This window comes from Mesorhizobium sp. YC-39 (genome assembly GCF_025753795.1).
Lineage (GTDB): Bacteria > Pseudomonadota > Alphaproteobacteria > Rhizobiales > Rhizobiaceae > Mesorhizobium.
The window spans coordinates 1-15,939 of sequence record NZ_JAOWPS010000002.1 but is presented as its reverse complement, the minus strand read 5'-3'; the positions used below and the strand labels follow the sequence as shown (position 1 = coordinate 15,939).

The 15,939-nt window shown below is 63.3% G+C and carries 16 protein-coding genes and 1 tRNA gene; 7 read left to right on the top strand and 10 right to left on the bottom strand.

Annotation, left to right across the window (positions count from 1 at the left end):
* The first annotated feature begins 32 nt into the window (after positions 1-32).
* Positions 33-944 carry an arginase family protein gene (locus tag OHD62_RS09490; RefSeq protein WP_263782360.1) on the top strand — a complete coding sequence of 304 codons (912 nt, stop codon included), beginning with the start codon at positions 33-35 and terminating at the stop codon, positions 942-944.
* On the opposite strand, the gene OHD62_RS09485 is transcribed toward OHD62_RS09490, so the two are convergent.
* Positions 941-1,888 (bottom strand): S1C family serine protease, encoded by a 948-nt coding sequence (locus OHD62_RS09485; protein ID WP_263782359.1) that lies wholly within the window; start codon positions 1,886-1,888, stop codon positions 941-943. The two genes, OHD62_RS09490 and OHD62_RS09485, sit on opposite strands and share 4 nt — an antisense overlap.
* A gap of 170 nt (positions 1,889-2,058) precedes the next feature.
* Between OHD62_RS09485 and OHD62_RS09480 the strand changes: the two genes are divergently transcribed.
* Entirely contained in the window at positions 2,059-2,931 is an 873-nt protein-coding gene (locus OHD62_RS09480; RefSeq protein ID WP_263782358.1) for a S1C family serine protease, read from the top strand.
* Between the two features lie 7 nt (positions 2,932-2,938).
* Positions 2,939-3,604: a helix-turn-helix transcriptional regulator gene (locus tag OHD62_RS09475; protein ID WP_263782357.1), complete on the top strand. Its 666-nt coding sequence runs from the start codon at positions 2,939-2,941 to the stop codon at positions 3,602-3,604.
* A gap of 1 nt (position 3,605) precedes the next feature.
* Here OHD62_RS09475 and OHD62_RS09470 read toward each other — a convergent pair whose 3' ends face one another.
* Positions 3,606-3,995 (bottom strand): type II toxin-antitoxin system VapC family toxin, encoded by a 390-nt coding sequence (locus OHD62_RS09470; protein WP_263782356.1) that lies wholly within the window; start codon positions 3,993-3,995, stop codon positions 3,606-3,608.
* Positions 3,992-4,258 carry a type II toxin-antitoxin system VapB family antitoxin gene (locus OHD62_RS09465; protein WP_263782355.1) on the bottom strand — a complete coding sequence of 89 codons (267 nt, stop codon included), beginning with the start codon at positions 4,256-4,258 and terminating at the stop codon, positions 3,992-3,994. Before OHD62_RS09465 ends, OHD62_RS09470 begins: the two co-directional genes overlap by 4 nt.
* Positions 4,259-4,442: 184 nt before the next feature.
* Here OHD62_RS09465 and OHD62_RS09460 point away from each other — a divergent pair, with 184 nt between their 5' ends.
* The gene (locus tag OHD62_RS09460; protein WP_263782354.1) at positions 4,443-5,309 is read left to right on the top strand and encodes an SDR family oxidoreductase; all 867 of its coding nucleotides are present in this window, start codon (positions 4,443-4,445) and stop codon (positions 5,307-5,309) included.
* A 315-nt stretch (positions 5,310-5,624) separates the two neighbouring features.
* On the opposite strand, the gene OHD62_RS09455 is transcribed toward OHD62_RS09460, so the two are convergent.
* Entirely contained in the window at positions 5,625-7,805 is a 2,181-nt protein-coding gene (locus OHD62_RS09455) for an OmpA family protein (protein ID WP_263782353.1), read from the bottom strand.
* Between the two features lie 198 nt (positions 7,806-8,003).
* On the opposite strand from OHD62_RS09455, the gene OHD62_RS09450 reads away from it, so the two are divergent.
* A complete protein-coding gene (locus tag OHD62_RS09450) occupies positions 8,004-8,450 on the top strand; it encodes a YcgN family cysteine cluster protein (RefSeq protein ID WP_263783839.1) in 447 nt (148 codons plus the stop codon).
* Positions 8,451-8,662: 212 nt separating this feature from the next.
* Positions 8,663-9,037: a hypothetical protein gene (locus OHD62_RS09445; RefSeq protein WP_263782352.1), complete on the top strand. Its 375-nt coding sequence runs from the start codon at positions 8,663-8,665 to the stop codon at positions 9,035-9,037.
* A gap of 187 nt (positions 9,038-9,224) precedes the next feature.
* Here the strand turns inward: OHD62_RS09445 and OHD62_RS09440 are convergent, their stop codons facing one another.
* On the bottom strand, positions 9,225-9,935 hold the full coding sequence (locus OHD62_RS09440; protein ID WP_263782350.1) for an SIMPL domain-containing protein: 711 nt from the start codon (positions 9,933-9,935) through the stop codon (positions 9,225-9,227).
* Between the two features lie 134 nt (positions 9,936-10,069).
* On the opposite strand from OHD62_RS09440, the gene OHD62_RS09435 reads away from it, so the two are divergent.
* Positions 10,070-10,145: transfer RNA gene (locus tag OHD62_RS09435), tRNA-Ile, on the top strand.
* Positions 10,146-10,549: 404 nt separating this feature from the next.
* On the opposite strand, the gene OHD62_RS09430 is transcribed toward OHD62_RS09435, so the two are convergent.
* From OHD62_RS09430 to OHD62_RS09410, 5 genes are all read right to left on the bottom strand, one after another.
* Positions 10,550-11,338, bottom strand: a complete 789-nt coding sequence (locus tag OHD62_RS09430; protein ID WP_263782349.1) for a hypothetical protein — start codon at positions 11,336-11,338, stop codon at positions 10,550-10,552.
* A gap of 164 nt (positions 11,339-11,502) precedes the next feature.
* Complete coding sequence (locus OHD62_RS09425; RefSeq protein ID WP_263783838.1) at positions 11,503-13,404, bottom strand: DUF3604 domain-containing protein; 1,902 nt, start codon at positions 13,402-13,404, stop codon at positions 11,503-11,505.
* Positions 13,405-13,523: 119 nt separating this feature from the next.
* Complete coding sequence (locus OHD62_RS09420; RefSeq protein ID WP_263782348.1) at positions 13,524-14,642, bottom strand: hypothetical protein; 1,119 nt, start codon at positions 14,640-14,642, stop codon at positions 13,524-13,526.
* A gap of 22 nt (positions 14,643-14,664) precedes the next feature.
* The gene (locus OHD62_RS09415; protein WP_263783837.1) at positions 14,665-15,657 is read right to left on the bottom strand and encodes a HupE/UreJ family protein; all 993 of its coding nucleotides are present in this window, start codon (positions 15,655-15,657) and stop codon (positions 14,665-14,667) included.
* A 47-nt stretch (positions 15,658-15,704) separates the two neighbouring features.
* Positions 15,705-15,939, bottom strand: a 235-nt coding sequence (locus OHD62_RS09410) for a peptidylprolyl isomerase (RefSeq protein WP_412177363.1), incomplete at its 5' end; no start/stop codon positions are given.

The window sequence follows — 15,939 nt, the reverse complement described above, 5'->3', positions numbered from 1 at the left end:
TATGGTAAGCTTGGCAACCTCGGACCCGTTCCATGCGTGAAATCTGCCTTGTCCGCGCACCTTCCAATCTTGGCCTTCGTTCGCTGCGGCCGGGTCATGTACCGGGGACGTGGCGTGCACCGCAGGCGCTGACCGAAGCCGGCTTGATCGATATGCTTTCGCCCGCCAAGGTGGTCGACCTCGATCGGCCAGCCTACAGCAGCGAGCCACAGCCGGGCACCCGGTTGCGCAACGGTAACGCGATACGCAGCTTCAATCTTGAGCTTGCGGAGATCGTTGCCGGTGCTCTCAGACGGGGCGAGTTTCCGCTGGTCGTTGGCGGCGATTGCGCGGTCCTGCTTGGCGCATTGGCCGCGGCGCGGCGTTGCGGCCCGCTGGCGTTGATCCATATCGACGGCCACAGCGATTTCCGCCACCCCGGCAATTACGACATCAACGCATCACTCGGTTCGGCCGCCGGCATGGACCTTGCGCTCGCCACCGGCCGCGGCGAACCGTTGCTGACCGACTGGCCTGATATCACCGGGCCGCTTGTTGCGGACGAACAGGTGATCCAGATCGGCGAACGCGAGAACCGCGACGCCGACTTCGCCTGGCCGGACATCAATTCGACCGCGATGACGCTGATCGACGTCTTTGCCGCGCGAGAGCTTGGCGCAGCAAAGGTGCTGGAAAGGACCCGGCCCACGTTGGCGCGAACCGGCTGGCCGTATTGGGTGCATTTCGACGTCGATGCGCTCGACCAGACGGTGATGCCGGCGGTGGATTCGCCAGGCAGCCCAGGCATCGACCCCGACGATCTCGTCGTCATCCTGGCAGCGCTGGTGGCGGATCCGCGCTGCGCTGGAATGGACATGACGATCTTCGATCCGGATCTCGATCCGACCGGCGAGTTGGCGGTGCTGCTGGTTTCGCTGCTTGGCCGGGTCTTTGTACGGAGTTAGCTGCGTGCCACCGGCGTCACCGTGACTTGAGCAATGCCGGAGCGGCGCACGACCGTGCACAGCGTCTCGCGGCCGATGCGCTCGGCGTCGAGCATGCGCACCAGATCATCCACGCCGGTCACCGGGCGGCCGTCGATGGCGGCGATGATGTCGCCCTCTTTCAGGCCGGCCTTGGCCGCCGGGCTGTTCTTCTCGACGCTGCGCAGTCGTACCGCCGTGCTGCTCGACACTTGCGACAGAAGGGCTGCGCGACGCGGCAGATTGGTAGTGTCGGCCGAAACGCCGATGAAGGCGCGGCGCACGCGGCCGAAGCGGATGATCTCCGAAATGACGAAATTGGCGGTGTTGGAGGCGACCGCGAAGGCGATGCCTTGCGCGCCATGGATCATGGCTGTGTTGACGCCGATGACCTCGCCCGCCGAAGACACCAGCGGTCCGCCTGAGTTGCCCGGGTTGAGGGCGGCATCGGTCTGGATGACGTCGTCGATCAGCCGGCCGGTGGAGGCGCGCATCGAGCGGCCGAGCGCCGAGACGACGCCCGACGTGACGGTCCATTCGAAGCCGAGCGGGTTGCCGATGGCGATGGCGATCTGGCCGCGCCTGAGACGCTTGGAATCGCCAAGCGGCGCGACATCGGCAAAGTTGCCGTCGGCCCGCACCAGCGCGATATCGGTGTCCGGGTCGCGACCGAGCACACGGCCTTCCCGCGAGGCGCCGTCCGGCATCGAGACGCGCACCGCGCGCGCATCGCCAACGACGTGGAAGTTGGTAACGACCAGTCCGTCCTGGGCAATGACGAAGCCCGAACCATGGCCGCCGGCGCCACCAATGCGCTCGATGCGGCAGACGGCCGGACCGATGCGGTCGACGGCATCGGCGACCGTCGTCGAATAAGCATCGAGCAGGTCGTTATCGGGTTGCAGTTTCTGGGCGGGCAGGGCCATCGGCAGGGCTCCGTGTTGTCGGGCTGAATTGTAACTATATGTGCGGAGCGGCTCGTGCGGCCGCGACCTGACCACATGGCCAGTCGAACGGCCAACTAGCCGTCAGGCGAGTACCTCCGAGCGCGCTGTCGAGCGATATCTGGGGCATGAAGAAACCCAGGAGACCAATTATGAGCGACTTCAACCTGAGTGCGTTTTCCGAGGCTATCGCCGACATCGCGGCAACAGCAGCACCAGCGACGGCGAGCTTCACCACGCATCACCATCGCACGGCCAGCGCTTTCCATTGGCGCGACGGCTACTTCGTCACCGCCGAGGAGGCGGTGGAAACCGGTGAGGAGATCGAGCTGACGCTGGCCTCGGGCGGGACGGTGAAGGCCGAGCTTGTCGGCCGCGATCCGTCGACGGGCGTGGCTCTGCTGAAGCCGGCCGGTGCGGCCACGGCGCCTGCGCTTGCCAGGGCGGATGCGGTGCGGCCTGGCAATCTGGCCATCGCAATCGGCCACAGCGAAGGTGCCGCGCTTGCCGTGTTCGGCACGGTCGGCGAGGTCGGTCCTGCCTGGCGTTCGATGCGCGGCGGCACGATCGATCGGCGCATCAATCTGGCCGTCAATGCCGGCGGTCGTTTCGAGGGCGGCCCGGTGCTCGATGCCAAGGGCGCGCTGATCGGCATGCTCCTGTTCGGGCCGCGCCGGCGGGCGCTGGTCATGCCTTACGAGACGATCGAGCGGGCAGTGGCGACGCTGCGCGAGAAGGGCCATGTCGCGCGCGGCTATCTCGGCGCCGGCCTGCATCCGGTCCGCGATCGCGACGCCTATGGCGCGATGGTGATGAGCCTCGACGAGAATGGCCCGGCAAAAGCGGCCGGCCTCTCGCTCGGCGACATCATCGTGGCGTGGAATGGCGAGGCCGTGCATGGTCCGCGCGAGCTGATCCGCAGACTTGGGCCAGACAGCGCCGGCGCCCCGGTGACGCTCGGCGTGGTGCGCGGCGGCGAGCACCGCGAAGTCGCGGTAACAATCGCCGAGAAACCGCTGAGCTGAGGCATCCATGGCTGTTGAGGCGATCATAGGGGACAGGACCGCGGATGGCGTGGTCGCGGAACGGCGGCTGATCGTGCTGATCGCGCTTGGCGATGCGGCGCATGCCGAGCACCTGTCCTCGGCGCTCGCCGCGAGCGGGGATATTCTGCCGGTCACGGCCGGCAGCAGCGGTGGCGGCGAGCGAGCGGACGTCGCTGTCATCGACGAGCGGAACCTGCAACGCCTGGCCATCGACCCCGCCATACCTCGGGTGCTGCTATCGCGACGGACCGGCCACGAGCCGCCAGCCGACAATCTTTTCGCCGTGCTGCCGGCGGCGGTCGACGACCTGTTGATCGCCGCTGCCGTTCGGCTTGCCGCGGCAGGTTACCGGATTTCGGACAGGCCCCGCCGCATGACGGGCAGGCATGATGATTTCGCTTTCCACGACGGCGACGCACTGGACGAGGAGCCGGTCGATGATGGAACCGTTCGGCCGGCGCTTTCGCCGCGCGAGAGCGAGGTGCTGGCGCTGCTGGCCGAAGGCGCGCCCAACAAGGTGATCGCGCGCCGGCTGAACATTTCCGTACACACGGCAAAATTCCATGTCGCGGCGATCCTGATCAAGCTCGGCGCCGCCAACCGCACCGATGCGATCGCTATCGCGATGCGGCAGGGCCTGGTGCTGGTCTGATCTACACAGCCGGTTCGATGTCGGTCAGCCGGAAATCGTTACCCTTGAACAGCAGCGGCATGGCTTCGAGCCGGGCAGTGGCATAGGCAATGCAGTCGCCGAAGTTCAGCGCCGCCGGATGCCGGCCCTTGCCGTAGCGCAGGAAGGTTTGGCGAGCCACGGCGGCGTGATCGGCCGTGAAGGGGATCGTCTCGATCGAGGCGGCGCGCAGGAAATCGTCGAGGCGATCAAGAATTTCATCCTGCCAACCGCCCGCAAGCACCATCGTCGTTTCAAGAAAGGTTGGCGCTGCCAGCAGCCGCCTTTTGGCCTGTGCGATCGCCAGTACGAAACGCTCGTGATCAGGCTCCGCGCGCAGAATGGCGACGAGGGCCGAGGAATCGATGATCATTTCGTCGGGATTCCGAACTCATCGTAACCGAGGACTTCGTCATCGGTCATCGCATTTTCGCGTCTGGGGATCTTTCCCGCGCTGTCGGAAATCGCCATCAACCGCTGAAACAGGTCACTGGTGTCGTCGCGTGGCACCAACCGCTCGCGCGCAACCTCGCGCTCAAGGCTCTGGCGGATCGCCTCTGTAACTGACACATGGCGGCGGCGGGCGAGTTCGCGCGCCAGTTTCTCGACTTCCACGTTCTTGATCGATAACGCCATGCTATAATCCACCTTTTTTTATAGAATATATACCAGGCATTCCAAAAATCCAACGGGTTTTCGAGTGACCATGCGCAACAGCCTCCGCAGCGTCACCATGGCTTCGAGTGGGAGGCTCTTGTGTCCACAGGCGGGCGAGGGCAAGGATCGCGCAAAGAGGCTGGTACATGGGAGGCGGAAGAAAATGTCGCTCAAGGGAAAGACGCTGTTCATCTCCGGCGGCTCGCGCGGTATTGGCCTAGCGATCGCGCTGCGTGCGGCGCGCGACGGGGCCAATGTGACGATCGCCGCCAAGACCGCCGAGCCGCATCCGAAGCTGCCGGGCACGATCTATAAGGCAGCGCAGGAGATCGAGCAGGCGGGCGGCAAGGCCTTGCCCGTTCTGTGCGACATACGCGAGGAAGGGCAGGTTGCCGAGGCGGTCGCCAGGACGGTCGAAAAGTTCGGCGGCATCGACATCTGCGTCAACAATGCCAGCGCCATCCAGCTTACCGGCACGCTGGAGACCGACATGAAGCGCTACGATCTGATGCATCAGATCAACACGCGCGGCACCTTCCTGGTTTCCAAAATGTGCATACCGCACCTGAAGTTGGCAAAAAATCCTCACATCTTGAATCTGGCGCCGCCGCTCGACATGAAGGCCAAGTGGTTCAAGAACCACGTTGCCTACACAATGGCCAAGTTCGGCATGTCGATGTGCACGCTGGGCATGAGCGCGGAATTCGCCAAGGACGGCATCGCCGTCAATTCGCTGTGGCCGATCTCGACCATCGACACGGCGGCGGTGCGCAATCTTCTGGGCGGTGCGACGGTGGCGGCAATGAGCCGTTCGCCCGACATCATGGCCGATGCCGCGCATGCGATCTTCATGCGGCCAGCGCGTGAGGCGACCGGCAATTTCTACATCGACGAGGAGGTGCTGCGCGCCGAGGGCGTCAGCGATTTTTCCGTTTATGCGCCGGATGCGACAGGCCCGCTCGCCGGCGACTTCTTCGTCCCGGACGAGGTGTTTGCCCGGACGGATACCAACATCAGAAGTATCTACTGACGGGGATCGGACGCCTTCTCGCTCCTCGGCCTTCTTGTCCTTGCCCAGGCAAGGCCTGCAGCGCAAAAGAAAAACCCCGCCGGAGAGGGACCGGCGGGGCTCATGTGTCCCGCTGGAGTCGGGACAGGGCAGGGAACGCCCTGTCTGGAATCTGGGGGCGGAGGCCCTGCGATTCAATGAGTCTGGTCAAATCGCGGCTCAATTCTTCTTGAACTTCAAACCCTTGACCGTAAACGCCCATCCCGCCGGCGCGGGATGGACTCTTTTGCTGCCGTTCCGATTCCAGAAACCGGTTTATGCTCCTGGAACGGCTGTCTAATTCGCGCTGGCGACCGGCGCCACCAGCGAGGTGATGCGGCGGATGGCGACACGACGGTTCTCGCGGTTGGGTCCTGCCGTGTTGACCTTGAGATACTCCTCGCCATAGCCTTGGGTCGTCAGGTTCTCCGGCGGGATGCCGAAGGCATTGGTCAAGGCTTCAGCAACCGCTTCGGCGCGCTGGTCGGACAATGCAAGGTTCGCCTCCGGCCTGCCGACGGCATCGGTATGGCCTTCGATCAGGAAGGTTTCCGCCGGGTTCTTGGCCAGTAGTTTCTCCATGGCGGTGGCGACACCCTCCAGCTTCTGCACCTCGGTGTCCGAGATCGAAGCCGAACCGAATTCGAAGTTCAGCGTGTCGAGGTCAACGCGGCGCGCGATGTCGCGCACGCGGGCAGAGCGCTTGACCTCGTCGATCGAGTAGAGGCGCTGGACCCTCTCGACCGGCGGTTGTTCGAGGAAGGTATAGTAGTCGTCCGGATCCTCGACCTCCTCGGAGTCCAGAATGTACTCCTCGCGCGGAATGGTGAGCCGCATCGGCGGCAGGTCGTCACCAGGATCGCGCCAGTCGCCATCATCGTCATAGTTCCGCTCGTCGACATAGCTCAGCACATATTCGCGTCCGTCGGGAGCGATGCGTGAACGCTGGATGACGTCACCATAGCGGTTGCGGATGGTGACGATCTGGACACCATTGTCGCGCTCGACAATTTCGCGCCTGCGATCACCCGACAAATCCTCGTAATAGACATTCCTGGCGCCGCGATGCATGCGTGGGCCATCGTTGCTCTCGACGATCGTCTGGTTGTTGAACTGGAGGATGACGCGGTCGCCGAGTTCCCTGAGGACGTTGACGCCTCGTGGGCGTTGACGACGCCGAACATCGTCGTCGTCGGGCGCACGCTCGACGCGCTTGCCCTTTTCCTCCGTAACCGGAACGATCTTCTCGGGCTTGATCTCCTGCTGGGCCGACCTGTCGTCGGTGGGCGGCGGTCCCTGGTCGACCGGAGCCGGCTTCGGGGCTTGCGCCTGATCGCCGTTTTGCTGGACGGGCTGGCCGCCCTCTTGCATGTTCTCATTCTGGCCGCCTGCGTTCTGGCCGCCCTCAGCTTGGCCACCACGATCCTTGCCGCCCTTGCGCTTGCGCTGGACATCCTTCTGGCTGTCCAGAATGGGGGCGGCGTTCGGATCGGTCTGGGCCTCGCCCTGGGCCGGAGCTTCACCCTGGGCCGGAGCCGCCTGTTCGCCAGTGGCGGGCTGTTCGCCAGCCGCGGGCTGCTCTCCTGTCACCGGCTGCTCGCCGACAGGCTTCTTGCCACGCTTCGTGGTCTGGTCCTTAGGCTGCTCGCCTTCGACGGGAGCCGCTTGCTGGTCGGTTGGAAGCGGCTCGGCCTGTGGAACGGGCTCGCCGGCTGGTGCTCCCTTCTTGCGCGGCGGCTGCTCGGCTGGTGTGGCTTCGATCTGCTGATCCTGCTTCTTCTTGCGGGGGGGCTCGTTGTCGTTCGCGGGCTGTTCCGCGGGGGCCGCCTCGATCTGTCTTTGCTGGTCGCGCTTCTTCTTGCGTGGCTGCTGCTCGTCGATGGCGGGGGCGGCCTGTTCGGCAGGCGCTGCCTCGATCTGCTGCTGCCGGTCGCGCTTCTTCCTGCGTGGCTGCTGCTCGTCGATGGCGGGGGCGGCCTGCTCGGCAGGCGCTGCCTCGATCTGCTGCTGCCGGTCGCGCTTCTTCCTGCGCGGCTGTTGCTCGTCGATTGCGGGGGCGGCCTGTTCAGCAGGGGCCGATTCGGTTTGCTGCTGCCGGTCGCGCTTCTTCCTGCGCGGCTGCTGCTCGTCGATCGCCGGGGCGGCCTGTTCGGCGGGTGCCGATTCGGTTTGCTGCTGCCGGTCGCGCCTCTTCTTGCGCGGCTGCTGCTCATCGTTTGCGGGGGCGGCCCGTTCAGCAGGGGCCGATTCGGTTTGCTGTTGCTGATCGCGCTTCTTGCGCGGCTTCTGCTCCGGCTCTGCCTGCTGAGCGCAGGCCTCGCCTTCAGCACAATCCGATTGCGCCAGGATGATCGGTGCCGCGGTCTGCTGCGAGTGGCCGAACGTGGCGCTGCCTTGCAGCGGGAACGCGCCCAACGGCGCGGATGCCATCAACAGGCCAAGTGCCGTGCCTGCCAGTACCCGTGGTTGGCGTTTCATCTGAAATCTCCTTGTGGCGTCCCATCCCGGCCCAAACTGTCGTCGACCGGATTGGTTCCGGTTTGCGGGCACTAACGGCAGCGGAGGGCGGTTGACCGGCATTTTGAAGGCAACTTCGTGTTTTTCGTATGGTGCAAGGTCGCATTTCGGGCCGTTGCCACGCTTGACCTTGAAGCAGGCGAGGGCCACATCCCAACGATGGAAAAGCCGTTCTGGAAAGCCAAGACGCTCGAGGCTATGAGCCCGGCCGAGTGGGAATCGCTCTGCGACGGCTGCGGCAAATGCTGCCTGTCGAAACTCGAGGACGAGGACACCGGCGAGATCTATTGGACGAGTGTCGGCTGCCGGCTGTTCAACGCCGATACCTGCCGCTGCTCGGACTATGCCAACCGGCTGGCGCGAGTCCCGGACTGCGTCGGGCTGACGCCGCAGAATGTGCGTACCATCACCTGGCTGCCCAGAACCTGCGCCTACCGGCTGGTCGCCGAGGGGCAAGACCTCTACTGGTGGCACAGGCTGGTGTCGGGAAGTTCCGAGACGGTGCATGAGGCCGGCATCTCGATCCGTGGCCGGGTCAGCGCCAGCGAGACCGAGCTTGCCGAAGCTGACGATTATTTTGAGCATATGCTGGACGACGAGCCTTAGTAGGGTTCCGGAACCGACAGCGCGACCGGGCGTTTCCATCCAGATTCAGATTGTTCAGAACCGACGGAAGGCGGAGAGAACTGCCGACAATTCTTGCTGCCACATGAACCGAAAATGAACGACAGGTTCGTAAAAAGTTCAGATACGCAAGCGCATTCTCCCACCATCGGTTCGACCAAGGCGGGCATGAGCCCTCAACAAGGAGAGAGACAATGTTCAACACGATCAAGACGGTGACGCTTTCGGCCCTTATCGGCCTCGGCACGCTTGCCGCGGTTCCCGCTCATGCGGACAGCATCTATCTCGGCTTCGGCAATGACAACGACCCCCGCGTCGGCGTCTATACCGGGGACGATGACGGCTACCGCCGCGAGCACCGCCGCGATCGCGACTGGCGCCGCGACCGCGACTGGCGCCGGTCCTGCTCGCCGGAACGCGCCGTTAACAAAGCCGAGCGCATGGGCCTGCGCCGTGCCCGCCTCATCGACGTCAACCGCCGCACGGTCAAGGTCGCGGGTCGCCAGTACGGCGACCGCGTGGTGATCGTATTCGCCAACGAGCGCGGCTGCCCGGTCCTCTATCGCTAAGCGTTCGGCCGACCGGCCGGGAGGCATGATCTTCTGCAAAGATCAGCTTGGGAAGATCAGCTTGGAGTAGTGGAGCCCCTTTCCGCCAGGGCGGAAGGGTGCGGCTCAAAAAAGAACCCGGAGGACCTGTCCTCCGGGTTCTTTTTTACGCGACGACAATCGCGATCAGGCCGTTCAGGGCGGGTGATCACTTCAGCTCGAACGTGACAGTGACCTGCACGGCGTAGGAATTCTCACCAGCCTGCACCGGAACCGATGCACCGGCCGCGTCGAAGGCCTTGGCGTTGATCGGCATCGGCGGCGGCGCGACGTTCTGGTCAGTGATTTCAAGAACCCGGCCGATGCTGACGCCGGCGGCTTCGGCCAGCGTCTTGGCCTTGGCCATCGCATCGGCGACCGCCTTCTTGCGGGCCTCGGTGACCGTGGCTGCCGGGTTGTCATTGGTGAAGGTGATGCCGCCACCCTGATTGACGCCGAGCGACACCGCCTTATCCAGAATCTCGCCTGTCTTGTCGACGTCGCGCACGCGCACCGACAGCGTGTTGGTGACCTGGTAGGCGACGAGTTCGGCCTCCTGGCTGCCATCCGGCTTGTTGGTGTAGTTGTAGCGCGGGTTGATCTGAATGCCTGCGGTCTGCAGGTCGCGGTCCTTGACGCCGGACGATTTCATCGCCGCGATCACGGCGGCCATGGCGTCATTGTTGGCGTCGAGCGCGGCGCGCGCGGTTTTGGCTTCGCGCATGACGCTGAGCGTAAGCAGCGCCAGGTCGGGGGCCACCGTCGCCTGGCCCTCACCGGACACGACGATACGGGGCGGGGGTTGCGTGTCGGCAGCGCCGGCCATTGTTGGAAATGCGATCGCGGCGGCGAGCGCCAAGGGCAAAAGATGTCTGGTCATGAAAACTCCTCAGTCTGCGATCCAGTCGCCCGTGTCGAGTAGGGTGCGAATATGGGCTGATTTGGGCAATCTCGGCTACCCCGTTCGGAAAGCCTTGTGCGGCTCGGGGAAAAACATTAATCCAGCCGCGTGTGGGGCCTGTAGCTCAATGGTTAGAGCCGGCGGCTCATAACCGCTTGGTTGGGGGTTCGAGTCCCTCCGGGCCCACCAAAATGTTAAACATCAATCACTTACATCTGCTTCTTCACAAGCAGATGTAACGATCATCACCAACGTCATAGCGTTCCCATGAAACTGGTTGGGCTTTGTCCGTCAATTTCTCCTTCTCGTTGGAAGCTCTGGACCCACACCTAACTCAAGAATTCTAGCTTCGAAAGATCTCCCGGCAGTGCATGCGGTGATCGGCGGCAACGACGTGCGAATAGGCGGGTTTTGACCGAAGGCGTGCTATGTCGGGAGCGATGTGAACGGCAGCTTTGCGCCGCATGTCGGACATTGAGATCAGCATTGCCGCTTCCTGAAAGCCGACATCCCAAGAAACCTCGCTGAGGGTCGTGGTTGCGCCAGGTCCTGACCTCCAGCACTCAATCGAAGGACCGCTCTCCCTTGATGCGTCAAAAGCGAAACACTGCGCCTACTATCGGACCCTGCTGCACGGTGTCGTAGACAAAGCCGTCATTCTCGTAGTCGACGCCCGAGGCGCGGTAACCGAGCACGGCAGAGAACGAGTCGGTGAATTGATAGCCAGCGCCGGCCATGACGTCCCAGGTCACGTCGGCGGAGACGCCACCCCCCACGAATCCCCAGCCCGTAAGGTAGAATTGCGGGGTGAAAGAGTAGCGGGCCTTCAGACCTACGATGGGATCGGCCCAGGTTTGCTGGTCCGACAAGGAGACGCCGGCCAGCAGGCCGGGGCCATTGAAATCGATCTCGTTCTTGAGCGAGTAGAGCCGGAAGCCTGCTAACACATCGAGACTCACCTCAGGCGCATCGACAAGCCGATACTCTGCCGCAGTCGTCCACATCAGGCTTTGGCTCGTGACGTCCGCACTGCTGGCCAGAATGCCGAATGGGGTATCCGAGGAGGTCGACAGCCGCACGTAGTTGAAGTCAGTGAAGATGCCGAACCGCTCGTATCGCGCCTCGGCCAGTCCCATGACCGCTATATCGAAGTTCGAAAGTATGTCCCCGACGCTGGCGTCGACATGGGCTGTCCTGCCGCCAGCCCCTACTGTGCCCTCAAGCCCAGCCAGCCAGCCATAGCCGGCGACCGTGAATGTCCAGCCCGATGGGGCCTGATATTCGACCGTCTCGGCCCCGGGATAGATCGTATCGGCAGCAGCAGCCGCGCTGATCGAAACAGCAAGGCTGCAGCCAGCAGCCGCGAGCACAGTCAATTTCAATTTCCCCTCCTCGTGTTCGACCCAATTGGTTCGTGCTGGCTGGTGTCAACGAAACTCATTATTGCTCGCTCCCCACATCGAAATCCAGGCGCAACATAACCGGCACGGCCTGTGGATTCGACGAAGCGAGCCCAGTTGCTGGCTGCCTGCACGATGCGACTCGATCAGCTCGCCGGATTGTACCAGATCGGCGAGGTGTACGCGCGCTCCTGGAGTTCCATCGTGGCTTCCGGCGGCGGTGTCACGCCGTAATATTTGGCGTCGTGGGCGGTCCAGCGCGGCGTTGGAATCTCGATCACCCGACCGTAGTAGAAGGCGCTCTGCGCGGGGTCGAACTCCGGGTCGGTCCAGACCGCCACCAGTTCCGGCGCACCGATCGTGTTCTTCCACGTCGCGTTGGCGAGGTCGACCGTGCTGCCCACCGCCGGCAGCTTGCCGTCCGCGCCGGGTTTGCGGTCGCCCGACCACGCGACGTCATACACCTTCTCATGCACCTCGCCGGCCGCATCGAGCCAGCCCTTGACGATTTGGTAGCGGTCGAGGTTTGCGCCGATCGGGTCTTTCAGAGCCGCAACCAGGAATGTCGGCGCCTTGCCCGCAGGTGCGGCTGTGAGGTCGCCACCCATCGGCACGCCCTTCGTGTAGCCGGCGACCGCGGGATTGCGCGTGTTGGCGTCGTCGGCGGTGAAATCCCATCCGCCGAACAGGCGCACCGCCATGCGCGGCCCCGTCGTCGCATAGGTCTCGCGCCGCTCCATCGCATCCCAGATCGACCCGCGCGTATTCTCCATCGCCCAGACGGCCGCGTAGCCCGACGCGGAAACCTCCCAGTCCATGATCTTCACGCCGGTCCGCTTGTTGTCGATGAACGCGGCTTTCGTGCGTTCCGGGCTCGGCTCCTGAGGCACCGTCTTGCCGAAGAAATTGTCTTCCTCCAGCGCGCTCAGCGAATTGTGCGCGTCGCTGCTGCCGATCAGTCCGAACTTGTACGGGTTGGCGCCCAGTTGCTTTTCGAGCTTCAGCCCGTTCTTCAGCGCCGAGCGCGCATATTCGAACTCGAGCATGTCCCTTGTCTTGGCTACGCTGCCGTCGAGATTGCCCTTGTCCCAGATTTCGAAATTGGCGAACTCGTCGTTGGGCGAGAGGAAGGGATGCGATTCGCCAGTACCCTTGGTTTGCGTCGTCTCGTAGAGCCGCTCCCACTTCAGCCGGCTCTCGGCGTACGGGCCGTCGAGCTTCTTCCCGAAGGCCTCGACGATCGGAAACATCGTGCCGTTGCTCAGATTGCCGTTGTGGGCGATGGCCAGCACATTGCCGCCGGTCTTGCTTTCGTATGCGTCCATCCACTTCCAGAGGTTTTCGGGATTGTCGCTGCCCATCGGCGGATAGACCGTAAACGGTTCAACCTGGCTCGCCTTGTCGCCATTGTCGCGGAATATGACGTTGCGATGCAGATTGTTGCCATTGGTGTTGGACGTCCATTCGTAGCCTATGATGGCGGTGAAGCGTCCCGGATCGTTGTGCTCCTCCGCAGCGGCTATGGTCTCCTGCCAGGCGCCACGGTAGGCGGGTGTGCCGGGGAAATACATGAGATCCTTGGGGAAGGTTCCGTGCGAGAAAGCGACGATGATCTCTATCGCCGCATCGGCTCCCTTGCCCGATTGTATCATGTCATACCATTTGCGGCCTGTCGGATCGGCGAGCATATTCGGCTTACCGGCAAAGAGGTCTGGGAAAAAGCCCATATTGTCGGAGTGATCGGCAACGACGAGGAAGTCGAGCGGCCGCGACAGTTTTGCGGGCTGACCGGTCGACGATGTCACCTCCTCGCCCTTCGCGAAGCGATAGGCGTCCTTTGGGCCAAGGCGTGCACCAAAGGCGCCCGCGTCCATCGAGAACGAAGTATGCAGATGCGTGTCGCCAAACAACGGCCGAGTGGGAAAGTTGCGCCCCGCCCACGGCGAATAGGGCCGCTTGATCGGAAAGAGCTGGTCGGCGCTCTCCTTGTCCAGGGAGCCGGAATCCAGCAAGGTATCCTGCGCTGCAGCGGGCAGCGCACCTGTCATGCTTGCAGCCCCAAGAGCGGCGACCGAAACAAAGTGCAAAAGTCCGAGCGTTCTCATCATCATAGTCCTCCTCCAATTGTTTGGCGCATACCAACGCGAATTATTCCCTGGAAAACTGGTCATCGGAGACCACCGGACCGCGTGAACACGGCCTTGGAACTCCCGCCTTCATCAGCGCTTGAAAGGTACATTGCGATCGCGAAATGCGATGCTTCGTCCAGGCCGACGCCCGCATTCAGAATTTCACGCAGCCGAGGCACGAAACGAACCACTTTCCAATCGGACAGGTCATTTGCGACATTCCCGGCAAGCTCGGGGTGATGCGCGAGCAGGCGACCGTAAGCTTCGACGATCGCGGACCGCAGTTCGGCAGCCCCTTCTTTCCCCTGCACCGACATCGCCTTCACGATTTCGATCAGCTCGGCGCTGCTTCGGCCCGGCTCGACGAGGTATTCTTCCGCAAGCTGCGTCACCCCGACCGCGCCGGTCATCTCCATGAGCGCGGTGGCGTAAGCAGCGAGGTTGGTCGTCAGCCCATACTTCGCCGCGGTGTTCAGTTTTCCGCGAACGAAGGCGATGTCGTCGGGGCGGTCCGACATGCCGAGCATGAGGATGTAGAGGCCATGCCATTCGACATGAAAGAAGTCGTTGACGACTCGATAGATGTCATCTCGCGCAACACTTGTTTGGAGATCGCGCAGCGTTGCGTAGGGCGCGCGCCCGACCTCGAGGAAGGCCAGTTCCGCGAGCCTGGGATCTTCGTGCCGGAGGTAACGGGCAAAGAACATCGCGCGTTCGGCCGGCGTCTTCGAGCCCTTGTCCCATCGGGCCACCTGGCGCACTACATTTTGATACTCGTTCCCCCCAGCCATACCTAGCGCCCTCCAGGCCCCGCCGGGACCGCTCTGGACAAGAATGACCCGCAGAGCCGGGTTCAGCTTGAGGGCGCGGGCCGTCGTCGAATCGAGGAACAGAGGGATGGCGCTGCCGTCGTATTGACCCTTCAGTGTTTCCAGCACCACGTAAGAGAAAGGCCTTGCCGGATTCTCGCCTGCGAAAACCGCCGTGCCGCTCCCGATGACGTGGTCGGCATTCGTCTCTTGAGGATAGGGCATACAGAGCACGCAGGCATGCGCCGGTGTCGCCGTCAGGAGGAACGCCGCGGCAATCATGCATATCAGCGATGCCAGTGCTGCGCTTGTCGGCCCGGTTCGCCAATCCCTGCGCGAGGTGTTCATATGGCCGTCCTTTCTGACAATCTCAAAAGGTCGCGACACGTTCGATCACCCAGAACATTGCAATCGTGCCGATAGCGTATGGCGGAACAAGATCCAACCAAGCCGGCAGCGACCGCCTGCGGACCCGGATCAGTGCGACGAGTGCAAGGACCGCTCCGACGAAGAGAAGCTGTCCGATTTCAACGCCGAGGTTGAAGAACAGCAGCGCCACCGGAATCTGCCCGGCCGGCAATCCGATCTCGCTCAGGGCTCCGGCAAAACCGAAACCGTGGAGAAGCCCGAAAGCGAAGGCTACCAGCCAGGGTGCGTGGGCGGCTAAACTTCTGCGCCCTTGGCGCACGTGGACGATCTCGACGGCAACGAACGCGATCGACAACGCGATCACGGCCTCGACCGGCGGTGAGGGGATGTGAACAAAGCCGAGCGTCGCCAGCGCGAGCGTGATGCTATGCGCGACGGTAAAGGCGGTGATCGTCTTGACGAGCCGCCACGTACCCGCGGTGATGATGAGCAGGGCTAGCACGAAGAGGAGATGATCGAAGCCGAGCAGAATGTGCTCGACGCCAAGTTTGAGATAGGTGGCGGCCGTAGACCAGCGGCTTGGGGTTGCAGAAATCGTCGCTTCCGGGGCGCCGGGCGTCAGGCGCTCGATCCACACGTCGCCGCTGGCGAACTCGATGCGCACGAGCGCATCGGTCATCGTGTTTTGCAGGCCGTCAATCGATACCACCTGGCCTTCCAACGGCTCGACCGCGCGCATCTGCCAGGTCTGCACCATTGCGTCGCCGGTCGGGCGCGAGATGACCGGCGTGAGGTTCTCGACCTTGCCCGAGAATGCTGCCGACAGCGCCAGACGCGCGTCACCCTGCATCGGTGTCTTGAACAGCACGCTGTACTCGTTCGGCGCCTCTTCCTGAACGCTGAGGTAGGCGGGGCGCACCTCATGCGCCGAGGCAACCTCCGGGAACAGCATGGCGATGGCCGCTGCCAGTGCGACCAGCCGAACGCACTCCATCGCGGCGCTGGCACCTCGGACGAGTGTAGACCATTTGGTCAGCGGGTTCATTGCGCGGCCACCTTCGGAGTGGTCTCTGGCCCGAGCGTCGCTTTCGTGCTGTCGTCCAGCTCCACGCCATACTTGTTGCGCAGCGCGATTAGATAATCTCGGCTGAATTCGGTCTGCTTCGCAGAGCGCCACTCGGCAAGGACCGCATCCCTGACCGTCTCGAAGGGCTTCAGCACGGTCGCCGTGTGCTGCGTGACGAGCACCAGATGAAAGCCATAGCCGGATTTCACC

Excerpts from the sequence above, each read along its gene's own strand:
- OHD62_RS09425 (WP_263783838.1), bottom strand. The coding sequence starts at position 13,404 with ATGACAGGTGCGCTGCCCGCTGCAGCGCAGGATACCTTGCTGGATTCC.
- OHD62_RS09415 (WP_263783837.1), bottom strand. The coding sequence starts at position 15,657 with ATGGAGTGCGTTCGGCTGGTCGCACTGGCAGCGGCCATCGCCATGCTG.
- OHD62_RS09465 (WP_263782355.1), bottom strand. The coding sequence starts at position 4,258 with ATGGCGTTATCGATCAAGAACGTGGAAGTCGAGAAACTGGCGCGCGAA.
- OHD62_RS09445 (WP_263782352.1), top strand. The coding sequence starts at position 8,663 with ATGTTCAACACGATCAAGACGGTGACGCTTTCGGCCCTTATCGGCCTC.
- OHD62_RS09420 (WP_263782348.1), bottom strand. The coding sequence starts at position 14,642 with ATGAACACCTCGCGCAGGGATTGGCGAACCGGGCCGACAAGCGCAGCA.
- OHD62_RS09455 (WP_263782353.1), bottom strand. The coding sequence starts at position 7,805 with ATGAAACGCCAACCACGGGTACTGGCAGGCACGGCACTTGGCCTGTTG.
- OHD62_RS09475 (WP_263782357.1), top strand. The coding sequence starts at position 2,939 with ATGGCTGTTGAGGCGATCATAGGGGACAGGACCGCGGATGGCGTGGTC.
- OHD62_RS09460 (WP_263782354.1), top strand. The coding sequence starts at position 4,443 with ATGTCGCTCAAGGGAAAGACGCTGTTCATCTCCGGCGGCTCGCGCGGT.
- OHD62_RS09490 (WP_263782360.1), top strand. The coding sequence starts at position 33 with ATGCGTGAAATCTGCCTTGTCCGCGCACCTTCCAATCTTGGCCTTCGT.
- OHD62_RS09470 (WP_263782356.1), bottom strand. The coding sequence starts at position 3,995 with ATGATCATCGATTCCTCGGCCCTCGTCGCCATTCTGCGCGCGGAGCCT.
- OHD62_RS09440 (WP_263782350.1), bottom strand. The coding sequence starts at position 9,935 with ATGACCAGACATCTTTTGCCCTTGGCGCTCGCCGCCGCGATCGCATTT.
- OHD62_RS09450 (WP_263783839.1), top strand. The coding sequence starts at position 8,004 with ATGGAAAAGCCGTTCTGGAAAGCCAAGACGCTCGAGGCTATGAGCCCG.
- OHD62_RS09480 (WP_263782358.1), top strand. The coding sequence starts at position 2,059 with ATGAGCGACTTCAACCTGAGTGCGTTTTCCGAGGCTATCGCCGACATC.
- OHD62_RS09485 (WP_263782359.1), bottom strand. The coding sequence starts at position 1,888 with ATGGCCCTGCCCGCCCAGAAACTGCAACCCGATAACGACCTGCTCGAT.